The sequence below is a fragment of the Pseudomonadota bacterium genome (genome assembly GCA_039714795.1).
Classification (GTDB): domain Bacteria; phylum Pseudomonadota; class Alphaproteobacteria; order JAGOMX01; family JAGOMX01; genus JBDLIP01.
On record JBDLIP010000005.1, the window covers coordinates 24,587 to 36,448 of the forward strand.

The 11,862-nt window shown below is 43.8% G+C and carries 11 protein-coding genes and 1 tRNA gene; 9 read left to right on the forward strand and 3 right to left on the reverse strand.

The window, feature by feature from the left end; genetic code table 11:
• The first annotated feature begins 51 nt into the window (after nt 1–51).
• The 8 genes from ABFQ95_00890 (at nt 52) to ABFQ95_00925 (ending at nt 8,707) form a co-directional block, all read left to right on the forward strand.
• Nucleotides 52–1,860, forward strand: coding sequence for an ABC transporter transmembrane domain-containing protein (locus tag ABFQ95_00890; GenBank protein MEN8236098.1), 1,809 nt, complete (start codon nt 52–54; stop codon nt 1,858–1,860).
• A gap of 22 nt (nt 1,861–1,882) precedes the next feature.
• Nucleotides 1,883–2,560, forward strand: coding sequence for a lysophospholipid acyltransferase family protein (locus tag ABFQ95_00895; protein ID MEN8236099.1), 678 nt, complete (start codon nt 1,883–1,885; stop codon nt 2,558–2,560).
• The gene (locus tag ABFQ95_00900) at nt 2,548–3,837 is read left to right on the forward strand and encodes a 3-deoxy-D-manno-octulosonic acid transferase (GenBank protein MEN8236100.1); all 1,290 of its coding nucleotides are present in this window, start codon (nt 2,548–2,550) and stop codon (nt 3,835–3,837) included. The genes ABFQ95_00895 and ABFQ95_00900 overlap by 13 nt, the downstream gene beginning before the upstream one ends.
• Nucleotides 3,821–4,810, forward strand: a complete 990-nt coding sequence (lpxK, locus tag ABFQ95_00905) for a tetraacyldisaccharide 4'-kinase (GenBank protein ID MEN8236101.1) — start codon at nt 3,821–3,823, stop codon at nt 4,808–4,810. The genes ABFQ95_00900 and lpxK overlap by 17 nt, the downstream gene beginning before the upstream one ends.
• Nucleotides 4,807–5,706 carry a lauroyl acyltransferase gene (locus ABFQ95_00910; protein ID MEN8236102.1) on the forward strand — a complete coding sequence of 300 codons (900 nt, stop codon included), beginning with the start codon at nt 4,807–4,809 and terminating at the stop codon, nt 5,704–5,706. The genes lpxK and ABFQ95_00910 overlap by 4 nt, the downstream gene beginning before the upstream one ends.
• 185 nt (nt 5,707–5,891) lie before the next feature.
• Nucleotides 5,892–7,187: an MFS transporter gene (locus ABFQ95_00915; protein MEN8236103.1), complete on the forward strand. Its 1,296-nt coding sequence runs from the start codon at nt 5,892–5,894 to the stop codon at nt 7,185–7,187.
• Nucleotides 7,188–7,214: 27 nt separating this feature from the next.
• Nucleotides 7,215–8,537: a cyclopropane-fatty-acyl-phospholipid synthase family protein gene (locus tag ABFQ95_00920; GenBank protein MEN8236104.1), complete on the forward strand. Its 1,323-nt coding sequence runs from the start codon at nt 7,215–7,217 to the stop codon at nt 8,535–8,537.
• 93 nt (nt 8,538–8,630) lie between these two features.
• Nucleotides 8,631–8,707, forward strand: a tRNA-Pro gene (locus tag ABFQ95_00925).
• A gap of 275 nt (nt 8,708–8,982) precedes the next feature.
• On the opposite strand, the gene ABFQ95_00930 is transcribed toward ABFQ95_00925, so the two are convergent.
• Entirely contained in the window at nt 8,983–9,603 is a 621-nt protein-coding gene (locus ABFQ95_00930) for a histidine phosphatase family protein (GenBank protein MEN8236105.1), read from the reverse strand.
• Between the two features lie 53 nt (nt 9,604–9,656).
• Between ABFQ95_00930 and ABFQ95_00935 the strand changes: the two genes are divergently transcribed.
• Nucleotides 9,657–10,325, forward strand: a complete 669-nt coding sequence (locus ABFQ95_00935; GenBank protein MEN8236106.1) for a CYTH domain-containing protein — start codon at nt 9,657–9,659, stop codon at nt 10,323–10,325.
• A gap of 176 nt (nt 10,326–10,501) precedes the next feature.
• On the opposite strand, the gene ABFQ95_00940 is transcribed toward ABFQ95_00935, so the two are convergent.
• Nucleotides 10,502–11,065, reverse strand: a complete 564-nt coding sequence (locus ABFQ95_00940) for an NUDIX domain-containing protein (protein MEN8236107.1) — start codon at nt 11,063–11,065, stop codon at nt 10,502–10,504.
• Nucleotides 11,052–11,702 carry a GNAT family N-acetyltransferase gene (locus tag ABFQ95_00945; GenBank protein ID MEN8236108.1) on the reverse strand — a complete coding sequence of 217 codons (651 nt, stop codon included), beginning with the start codon at nt 11,700–11,702 and terminating at the stop codon, nt 11,052–11,054. Before ABFQ95_00945 ends, ABFQ95_00940 begins: the two co-directional genes overlap by 14 nt.
• Between the last annotated feature and the right edge of the window lie 160 nt (nt 11,703–11,862).

Below are 11,862 nucleotides of genomic sequence, written 5' to 3' on the forward strand. Positions count from 1 at the left end.
TCCACGATTCTGTACGGGTGTTGGTAGAAATTTATAGTAAGGACTTGGATCGTGTCTAATTCTACTGTTAAATTTTGGGCGCTTGAGACGTCAACAAAATCTCTGTCACTTAGATTGATACAAGAGTACCTGAAACCTTACCGGCGTGCGTGTATTTTTGGTTTAGTGTGCATGGCCGTGGGAGCTGCCTGTACTGCTTTGCTAGCCAAGCAAATGGAGCCTATCATTGATGAGGTTTTTGTAGCGCGCAATGCCGGTATGCTTATGGTGGTCGCCCTGCAAGTATTTGTGATTTTTTTGCTTAAAGGTTTGTCGGACTACGGATCATCTGTCACGATGACCCATGTAGGCGAAAAAATTGTAGCTGATATGCGATCCCAGCTTGTAGCGCATGTGCTTCGGGCTGATTTAAGCTTTTATCATGCCACCCCCAGCGGAGAGCTCATCTCTCGTTTTACCACGGATGTTAATATGCTGCACCGGGTTGTCAGCCGCACATTGACCAGCCTTGGTAAGGATAGCCTCACTCTTATTTTCCTTATTGGATTTATGTTTTATACGGACTGGCTACTGGCTTCTCTGGCATTCTTTGCTTTTCCCCTAGCTATTTTTCCGATTTTGCGTATCGGCAAACGCATGCGCAAGTCATCCGGATTGATTCAAAGAGAGCTGGCCTCATTTACAGTTTTGCTATCGCAAATTTTTAATGGTGCTCGCCTGATTAAGTCCTATGGAATGCTGAACCACGAATGCAAAAAAGCCAACAGCTTGATTCAGCGGGTTTTTAAATTAGTGATGAAAGCGACACGAACCCGTTCAGCGTCACACCCGATAATGGAGCTCTTAGGCGGTTGTGCCATCGCTGCTGTTATTTATTATGGCGGATATCAAGTTATTGCAGGTCATCAAAAATCAGGGGCATTTTTTGCTTTTATTACAGCGTTGTTATTGGCTTATGAGCCATTAAAAAAGCTTGCCAATCTCAATGCCGAGCTACAGGAAAAACTTGCAGCTGCAACAAGAGTGTTTGCTGTTTTGGACATGCAACCCAAAATTGTTTCCTTGCCAGACGCAAAACCTTTGAAAATTACAAAAGGAGCAATTGAATTTTCCAAGGTCAATTTTTCCTACACAAAAGAGCAACAGACCATAGATCACATTGATCTATTAATTCCGGCCGGAAAAAAAGTGGCCTTGGTAGGTTCAAGTGGCTCAGGTAAATCGACTCTCATGAATCTAATTTCCAGGTTTTATGATATCGAAGATGGGAGTATAACAATTGACGGCCAAGCAATTCGAGACGTGACACTTGAGTCTTTACGCCACAACATCGCCCTTGTTAGCCAAGAAGTGACGTTGTTCGATGACACGGTTAAGAATAACATTATCTACGGGCGACCAGATGCAAACCTAGATGAGATCCAGACAGCAGCTCGAGCAGCCGCTGCGCATGATTTTATTCAAGAGTTGCCTCAAGGTTATGAGACTCTTGTAGGAGAACATGGCATCAAACTTTCAGGCGGACAACGGCAGCGACTAGCAATTGCTCGAGCTATGCTGAAGAATGCTCCCATCCTGTTGCTAGATGAAGCGACCTCAGCGCTTGATAGTGAGTCAGAGCAGCAAATTCAGGCAGCACTGAACAGCCTGATGCGAGGTCGTACGACCCTGGTCATTGCTCACCGGCTATCAACAGTACTTGATTCTGATATTATTTATGTGATCGAGCAGGGGCGTGTTGTTGCCTCTGGACCCCACAAACAGCTTTTGGCAAGCAACGAACGATATGCCAAACTGTGTAAAGCGCAACTTTCTGATCCAACTCATGTCTCTCAAACCTCTCATCAAAAAACTGCTTAGATCTTCATTATGCATCAATATAGTGAGCTGGATTGCAGCCCACTATATGCGACTTGTCTTTCATACTAATTCTTGGAAGTTTATCCATGAAGAAATTCCACAGGAATATTGGAGCCAGGACAAGCCTTTTGTGGGGTGTTTCTGGCACGGAAGATTAGCGATGATGTCCTTTTGCTGGCATCATACCTCTACCGTTTACATGCTTATTTCTGCGCATCGAGATGGGCAAATTATTACTAAAAGTATCGGATATCATGGCATCAAAACCATTGTCGGATCTACTTCTAAGGGGGGCAGCCAAGCGCTTCGTTCAATTTTGAAAGTGCTCAAATCGGGTCATAGTATTGTTATTACTCCCGATGGCCCCAGAGGACCAAGATTTAAAGTGAATCCAGGATTGATTGCCATTGCTCGAATGGCAAAAGTTGATATTGTTCCTGGTACCTTTTCAATCCAAAGACGTCTTATCTGGAAATCATGGGATCGACTCATATTTCCCCTTCCTTTTGGGCGAGGAGTTTTTGTGTTTGGCAAACCCATCCCTTACGCTTCGCTTAAAGACAAAGATGCAACCCAGGCTCTCACACTCGAACTTGAACAACGACTCAATGATATCAGTAAACAAGCTGACGCTCTGTGTGGACATCAGCCGATTGAATCCTTAAAAACAGATCAGGAGGAACCAGCATGTTATTCTTAAAGATCTATCAAGCACTTGTTTGGCTTTTGCAGCCTTTGATTTTTTGGATAATAAAACGGCGAATATCCAATAGTAAGGAGGAACCACAGCGTATTCAAGAACGCTATGGAGAGGCTACCAAAAAACGTCCCCAAGGTCAGTTGATTTGGATTCACGCTGCCAGTATTGGAGAATCGCGTTCAATCTTGATTCTTATCGAACGACTGTTGCGGTGCTATCCACACTGGCATATCCTGGTGACAACGCATACCATGACATCAGCTAGGGTTATGGCCAAACATCTTCCACCACGCGCAATGCATCAGTACATTCCTTATGATCATCTTCAGTGGGTAACTCGTTTTATTGACTATTGGAATCCCAGTCTCGTGCTTTGGGTTGAATCTGAATTATGGCCGACGTTTCTAACGACACTGGGACAAAGAAAGATACCGGTGATTTTGGTTAATGGAAGACTTTCCCAGCGTGCTTTTCAGCAATGGTCCAAACTAAAATCCCTAAGTAGTGTTGTCTTTAGCCAATTTACCTGCTGCTTAACTCAATCTAAAGAGGATGCCCAGCGCTTTCAGAGTCTAGGGGCCAACAATGTCCATATAACTGGTAATTTGAAATTTGCTGCTCATCCCCTGGAAATTAATGATATGGAACTACAAACTCTGAAGAATGCCACTAAAGATCGCCCCGTGTGGCTGGCTGCAAGTACCCACCCAGGGGAAGAGGAATTGGTGGCATGTGCCCACCGTCAGTTGAAAAAAAACCTGCCAAACGCTCTTTGTATTATTGTGCCGCGGCACCCTGCAAGGAGTGAAGCAATTCTTGAACTTCTTACGGACAAAGGTTTATACACCACTACGCGCTCTGAGCAAGAGCAGCTAGAGAAAATCACGGAGGTTTATCTTGCCGACACGTTAGGTGAGCTTGGGTTATTTTATAAGCTGGCACCCGTTGCCTTTATTGGAGGTTCTCTCGTTCCTATAGGAGGACATAACCTGATTGAAGCGGCACAACTGAACTGCGCCATCATCCATGGTCCGCATATGCATAAGTCACTTCAGTTGGAGCAAGAATTTGCTGCAGCGAATGCGGCAATTACCGTGGAGTCTTGGCAGGGCTTGGCAGATAATGTTTCAGTCTTGCTAGCTAATTCAGACAAACAAAAAAAGATGACCCAATCCGCAAAAGCCATTGTGAACCGGCATACCGGCGTGACCGATACGATTTTGCAGCATGTAGCTGAGATAATTCCGCAGGAGCCTCTAGATGCTCAAAGCGCCTAAATTTTGGTATCAACCACCCAGTCTACTAAGTGCTATGTGCGCTCCGATTGCTGCAGGATATAATTTGGCACAGCGTATGCGGCAAAAGGCTACCACTGCCTATAAAGCAAAAATTCCGGTAATATGTGTTGGCAACCTTACAGTGGGGGGAGCTGGCAAAACACCTACAGTTATGGCACTGGTTCGCCTTTTACAGCAACAAAAATTGGAAGATATCCACATTCTGACTAGAGGGTATGGTGGATCACTTAAGGGTCCTATCCTGGTGGATTCCAAGCAACATACGTTTTGCGATGTGGGCGATGAGGCTTTGCTGCTTGCCCAGGTTGCTCCAACCTGGGTTGGTGGTAATAGAGTTGCAAGCGCAAAGGCAGCTGAGCAGGTAGGTGCTCAAATGATTATAATGGACGATGGCGGGCAAAATCCAACGCTGCACAAAGATTGTTGCTTTATGGTTGTTGATGGGCAAAAAGGACTTGGTAATGGTCGTATTCTTCCCGCTGGTCCGTTAAGGGAAAAATTACCGCATGGGCTTTCTAGAACTGATGCGGTGGTTTTAATTGGTAAAGATCAGCACAACTTGTCCAAGACCTTGTCCAAGACAATGGGTAAGTCGTTTGTCAACGCGCACATTGTACCACTGGCTGAATCAACCCAAAGCATTAAGGGCAAGCAGTTGCTTGCTTTTGCTGGCATTGGCCTTCCTGATAAATTCTTTAGTGCACTTGAGCAATATGCAGGAGAGATTCTCGAAAAAGTTGCCTTTCCGGATCACTACCCTTATCGCGTGCGTGATTTACAACCTTTGGTCCAAAGAACAAAAACACAAGACATTCAATTGGTAACCACCGAAAAAGATTTTATGCGGATCCCTGCGTCGTTGCAACCGTTGGTAACTCCTTTTAGAATTCGCCTGGAGTTTGAGAATCAGGATGCTGTCATTTGCCGTTTAAAACAATTGCTTGCCACATGAAAAAGCAAATAAATACCCTATTTAAAATATTTATTCGCCATCCCTTGGAGGCATTGGTAACAGTGCTTGCTTATCTGACATTTCGATGTTTGCCGATGTCGCAAGCCTCTGCATTGGGAGGATGGCTTGTTCGCAAAGTTGGTCCTTTTTCCAGCGCGCAACGCACAGCAGAGAAAAACCTAAAATGGGTTTTTCCCAACAAAAGCACGCAAGAGGTTAAATCTATAATTGAAAAAGTATGGGACAATTTTGGTCGCGTTATGGGGGAGTACCCCAATCTAGTTCCTATCAATGTTTATGAAGATTCACGCTTTGAAATAATCGGGCAGGAATATATCGATCAACTTCGCGACGATGGCATGCCGGGTATTATCTTTGCAGCACACTTGGCCAGTTGGGAAGTGGCGATCATGGCGGCCAGTCAGCGAGGATTAAAAGTCACCCAACTTTATCGAGCCACCAACAATCCTTATGTCGATAAAATAGTGCGCATGGTGCAAAGGCAAATTGGACAAGAGGTGTTAACCAAGGGCCCAGGTGATGCTAGAAAAGTGCTCGCATCCTTAAGACGCGGTGATCATTTGTTTATTCTTGTGGACCAAAAAATGAATAGAGGCACATCAGTTCCTTTCTTTGGACGGCCTGCCATGACAGCTCCAGCTGCGGCTCGTATGGCGCTTAGGTTTCAATGCCCTCTTGTACCTGCAAGAGTCGAGCGTCTTGGCGGTGTGCGCTTTCGAATCACTTACTATCCGCCAATGCATCTCCCTAGCAGCAAAGACGATCCTGAGGCTGTTTATACCTTGTTGTGTCAAATGAATGAAATGCTTGAGGGATGGATTAAAGAACGGCCAGATCAATGGCTCTGGTTGCATAATCGTTGGCCGAAAGACTAGGTAGTTGTCTAGCATTTGTTGTAAAAATAGCTATACTGAAGTGAAACCAAAACCTCTGTTTCCTAATACGCTCGAAGTGCTCATTTACAATTGTAAACTGCGCGCTTCTCGCTATCATTAAACTAGAGGTTTTGATTTCACGAGAGTATATAATCATTAGTGTATCAGTTACGGTGACCCATAGAGTGCAAACCTTATTAAATTCCAGCAGAATTTACCTTGAACGCCGGGTGTTTGGTGTTTTATTGCTTGGGTTTTCCAGTGGTCTTCCGTTTTTGTTGACACTAGGAACACTGCAAGCTTGGCTGGAAAGAGTTGGTATCTCAAAAACCACCATTGGTTTGTTCGCGCTTGCAACAGCCCCTTATGCCCTCAAATTTTTGTGGGCGCCTTTAACAGATCACCTACCTATTCCCTATTTATCAAGCAAGCTGGGCTTAAAACGCAGTTGGCTCTTGTTGAGTCAGTTAACGCTTGCCCTTGCTTTGATGGGTCTTGGCACAACAGACCCAGCTCAAAATATTGCCCATACGGCTTTTGCTACCTTTCTTGTTTGTCTGTGTGCGTCATTTCAAGATAATGCGATGGAGGCATACCGTATTGAAACCCTGAACGAAAAAGAAATGGGGCCTGGTGCAGGAGCATCCGTGCTCGGATTTCGCATTGGTATGTTGGTTTCAGGAGGGGGTGCGCTTTATTTGGCCGCATATTGTCCTTGGAAGGTTGTGTACGCGTTAATGGCTACATGTGTCAGCATTGGGATGGTTGCGACCCTGCTGATTCCAAATTCAGACCGAGAACGAACAATAGCGTGCCAGCGGAAAAAGCCGCACCAAGCAATGTGGCCTGCCATTACATCTTTTTTACAAAACCAGGATTGGAAAATAATTTTGTTATTCATCCTTTGTTATAAGGTAGGCGATACCGGCTTGAACATGATGAGCATTCCCTTCTTACTTGAAATGGGATTTTCTAAACTAGAGATTGCCTCAATTGCCAAGACATTCGGTTTTTTTGCCATGGTTGCAGGCGGTTTTATCGGTGGGTTGCTGCTGCTGCATCTATCGCTTTTAAAAAATCTCGCCCTGGGTATTTCCTTATTAATGACTTCTTCTGTGATGTTTATGATCCAGGCTGTTCTAGGACATGACACGACTTTTTTGATGTTAACGATGGGAGTTGAAAATCTTGCCTGTGGCATGAGTGCAGCTGCTCTGATTGCCTATTTATCGAAGTGTTGTCATGTCCCATATACAGCAACCCATTATGCCTTGTTTTCCTCCTTCAGCTCCGTGGTGCGTATAGGGCTTTCTGTAGGAGCAGGGTGGCTAGCTGATCAAGTTTCATGGATGACTTTTTATGGGATCATTGCAGTGGGTTGCTTGCCTGCTTTGATGTTATTGAGTCGATTTTCCTTGCATTTTTATGAACCTAAGCGCAGTTCTCTTGCGTATGAGCAGAAAATTGTGCAAACCAGTTAATATCTACATGAAGGAGTGAGAGTCAATATGACTGCTATTCTATCCGATAAACGCTTGTCATCAGGTATACAAAGATGTTTTGAGCACTTATCCGAAACCTTACAAATTCCTATAAATGTCTCATTATGGGGAACACCAACGATTCATCTTAGAGGCGCCTCTGCATCAGATTTGTCGATTACAATTAACGACAAGGGCGTTGTTGCGTCTCTCTTGAAAGGCCCATCTTTGGAAAACCTGCTGCGCCATTATGCTGCGGGAAACATTGTTCTTGAAGGCTCGAAAGACCTCATTACTCTTGGTGAAACTCTTCGAGAGCAGATTAAGAAAAAAGATCTAAAACGCTTAAAAAAATCTCTTTTTCTAAAAAATTTGTGGCCGTTCCTTTTTGTAAAATCTACCAAATCCTCTTTGAGGCATGAATATACCGAAGATGAAACCGGATTTAATCAGAAAAAACGCGTCAATAAAGACTTTATTCAGTTCCACTATGATGTGAGTAATGAATTTTATCAGCTCTTTTTGGACCCTGAAATGCAATATTCTTGTGGGAATTTCAAAAACTGGGATGAATCCCTAGAGCAAGCTCAGCAGAACAAGCTGGAGATGATTTGCCGTAAACTGCGATTGAAAGACGGGGAGCGCTTTTTGGACATTGGCTGTGGATGGGGAGGTCTTGTATGCTATGCAGCTCAGCGCTATGGAGTTAAAGCCCATGGTGTTACCCTTTCCCAAGCTCAGTATGATTTTGCTCAAGAAAAAGTGAAAAGGCTGGGGTTGGAGGACAAAGTGACTCTTGAGATTCGAGATTATATAACCTTGGAGGGAACATACGACAAAATAGCCAGTATCGGCATGTTTGAGCATATTGGAGTCGACAATTTTCCTAATTATTTTAAGAAAGTCAGATCCCTCTTGCGAGATAATGGGCTATTTTTAAATCATGCTATTGCACGCCGAACAAAAGTGAACAAGAAAAAATCGCGCCGGATTACCCCTGAAAAACATTTGATATTGAAATATATTTTCCCCGGCTCTGAACTGGCTCCTATTGGAGATTCTGTAGATTCAATGGAAGCCTATGGGTTTGAGATTCATGATGTGGAAGGATGGCGCGAACACTATGCGCTTACCTGTAAACACTGGTGCCAGCGTCTATCTAAGAATAAGGACAAAGCTATAAAATTGATTGGCAAAGAGCGGTATTTGATGTGGGTGACATATCTTGCCGGCGTATCTTTTGGATTTCACAGTGGGACGATTTTAATTTATCAAACTTTGGGCTCAAAAAGGGCCAAGGCAAAGGGACTTTCAGAACTTCCGCCAACCCGGCAAGATCTTTATGGATGATTTTGATTGCGTACTCATTTTTTAAGAGCAAATGCGAGTTTCTCTTGCTTATGAGCCAAAAATTGTTCAAACTAACTAATGTCAAACGATTGTCGGGGTGTAGCGCAGCCTGGTAGCGCGCCTGCTTTGGGAGCAGGATGTCGGGAGTTCAAATCTCTCCACCCCGACCATTAAAGCTCATTATACCCATGCTGAATCAAGATGTTGACCTAAGTAAGGTGCCAGGCATAAAGGTATGTGTTCGTTTGATTTTTGTATCCGTCGGGTAAAACGCCTGGATAATCTATTTGCGAGGCCCTCTACCTCGAAACTGTTTACGGGATGGGGATCTGTAAGCTCAAAAGCTTTAGTGCCTATGGAGTAGGGTCCGGTTGGTTTAGGAAGCAAAAAGGCTTTGCAAACAGCAGGATGCACATGAAAAATGCAAAAGAGTAGTGCAAAAAATCTAATCAATATCTTGCCTATTTAAACTAACGATTCTCCATAAGTTGCCGCTTGCAGGTGGCTCACACAGTACAAGCTCACAGTTACCAATGAACATAGGCGTTTGGTATCCCATTGGTTTGGTTAAAGTTGCAAAGGCACCGCCATGGGAAACAATAAGGGGAATGCCAGAAAGAGATTCGCGCACACACTCATTGACAGCATTAATGACGCGGCTTGCAAAATCTTGGTAAGGTTCAGCTTCTGTATGAGTTTTTCCTGCCATCCACTGTTGCACTATTTGCCTAGACTGAGCGGTGATATCTGTTCCTTCAAGAATACCAAAGCAGCTCTCCCGCAGATTTTTCTTGATTGAATGCTGCACGCTCAACTCTTCATTGATCACCTCGGCCGTTCTCTTAGCCCGGAGCAGATGGCTCGAGAAAATATGCGATATGGGTGTACCTCCCAGAAACGATTTGACCGCATGGACTTGATTAAGTCCCGCTTCATTCAAAGGAATATCACGACTGCCTTGATACCTGGCGCTTTTATTCCATTCGGTTTCGCCGTGCCGCAGGAAATAGAAGGGCAAAGGTGTTAGTTTGGGAGTTTCGCCATGTGTTAAACTTGTCTTTTTCACCACCACGTGCTACCTTTTTCTCATATTTGACTACATGACATGAGTATACCCCTTTGTCAGCTCATCTTGAAATTGAAAAGAAATACCAAATCGTAGAAACAGACCTTGGACCTCTGCTTGCTCAATTCGAATACGTCAGTGAAAAGCGCATCATAGATGAGTACTTCGACACTGTTGATGGCAAGTTTTACCAAGAGGGTATTTTCATTCGCATCCGCAATCAAAAAACACTGGATGTTAAATTCAACCCCGATCACTTGGGGCAAAGAGGCGTCCACGAGCATGTCTTTTGTGCTGAATATAGCTTTCAAGAACCATTTGCCAATCAAGACTTCAAAACGTTTGAAGCTTTGGGACAACTTATTGGGACTCAGCAACCTTTTAGCTCCAGCTTTTCTTCATTTCTCAAATCAAACCAACTGGTTATACTCTTGCTGATCGACAAAATTCGTAAAACCTATAAACAAGGACACTTTGCCTTAGTTATCGATGCAATTGCGGGCTTGGGCACGATTCTTGAGATAGAATATACGGGAAAGAATACGAATCCAGATGTTGAGCAGATTGTATCGGAAATCGATGAACTAATGCAGGAAGTGCCAACAGTTCCCTTAGCCACTGGAAGTTTCGAAATGCTTTTAAAAAAGCAAAATTTTGAGTTGTACAGAAAAGGTAAGTATCTGTTGGAAGAGGACAGAGAATTGGATAAGACTGCTGCATGAAAAAATTCCTTGCTCTCTCGTTTCTGCTTGTTGTTGCTCTTATTACCTCTGGCCACGCCGAAAGCAAGCAAGCAACGTGCTTTGCCGATATTGCTCAAGATTTTGCCAATGCTGACCAAGACACACTAGTCATTTTCAATTTTTTTGATGAAGAATCACGGAGCACTTGTTTGGCTTTAAGGCTGCTTTGCCAAGTCAATCTCTATCGGTTGTTCGGGGTAATTGCCTGCTAAGATATCTGGTAAATAATTTTTTAGCACCACAGGATAGATAATTTCATCATGATTACTAATTTCCTCCAAGCTGAACCAACGTAATTCTTTGATTACCTGTTTTTCTGATTCCGTCAGGTTTTGTGTAGAGACAGACTTTTGTTGCGTGCGTGCCACAATAAATTGCTGCTTGAGTCGGGTTAGGGTGCCTGAAAGTACAAGCTCAAACTCACCAAACCAAACAAGGGGGCCAAATTCTACATCATTTTCTTGCAATCCAGTTTCTTCGTGCAGCTCTCGAATAGCGGCTTGCATTATAGATTCTCCTGGCTCAATTTCTCCGCCCAAAGGAAACCAGAACCGACCATTGTAAGTACCATCCTTTGCAGTGGTTTTGGGATCATCTGCACACATTAACAACAGCTCGTTCTTTGGACTGAGCAGAAGAATTTTAACGCTATTGCGGGTAGGAATTTGCTTTTGGTTGGTACACATATTAGTTGACCACCGTCTATCATTCGGACTCATTCAATCCACCCACATACCATTCTGAAGCAACACTTAACCCTAGGCGTTTAAGAAAGCAACGTTTTGGCTGGTCATGAGCTCCACATACAACCAGGATTTGTGTAGCTCCTTTAATTTTTGCTTGCGCTTTCAATTCATCCACAAGACGGTTTCCAATTGAGGGCCACAAGTATAGATCCTCAACACAAAAATCATCGACCATTAACGTTAATCCTCCTGGATCATAAACCTCAGGAACTTTCATCAATCTCCCAATCACAAAACCAACCACCTGCCCATGGGATTCAGCCACCAAAAGAAGGTGATCTTCCTGGGTAATCAGCGTTTCAAACCACCTAGATTGCGCTTTGTTTGCGTCTGTAGCATGGCGCCAAAATTGTGGGTGCGCTTTTTCGTAGGATAACCGTTTGGCGTGGGAAAGAGCAACCATAGTTGGAATATCCGATCGTTGTGCAGAGCGAATAGTCACGTTGAGTTCTGTAGGTTTTCCATGCATTTCACTTCGCCATACAAGCAAATGCGTCTTGCATCCAGCAAAACACCCAGACCCTCCCATAACAAAATCTCCTACATGGACGAACCCCGCTTTTTCATACACATGCTTGGCTCTGGGATTGCTTATATCTGGATCAATCAACAATGTATCTGCATTTTCATCAACGTGCTTTGGGACTGGGTTAGTCGTATTCCCTAAAGTGTCTTGGATTTTAATAAAAACTTAACTAGATTGTACTCCTGTCAACCAAAAAGGAGTAAGAAAATGCTTTCAGAAATTATATGTGTGGACTGTCAGTCTG

Excerpts from the sequence above, each read along its gene's own strand:
- ABFQ95_00900 (MEN8236100.1), top strand. The coding sequence starts at position 2,548 with ATGTTATTCTTAAAGATCTATCAAGCACTTGTTTGGCTTTTGCAGCCT.
- lpxK (MEN8236101.1), top strand. The coding sequence starts at position 3,821 with ATGCTCAAAGCGCCTAAATTTTGGTATCAACCACCCAGTCTACTAAGT.
- ABFQ95_00940 (MEN8236107.1), bottom strand. The coding sequence starts at position 11,065 with ATGAGTCCGAATGATAGACGGTGGTCAACTAATATGTGTACCAACCAA.
- ABFQ95_00910 (MEN8236102.1), top strand. The coding sequence starts at position 4,807 with ATGAAAAAGCAAATAAATACCCTATTTAAAATATTTATTCGCCATCCC.
- ABFQ95_00920 (MEN8236104.1), top strand. The coding sequence starts at position 7,215 with ATGACTGCTATTCTATCCGATAAACGCTTGTCATCAGGTATACAAAGA.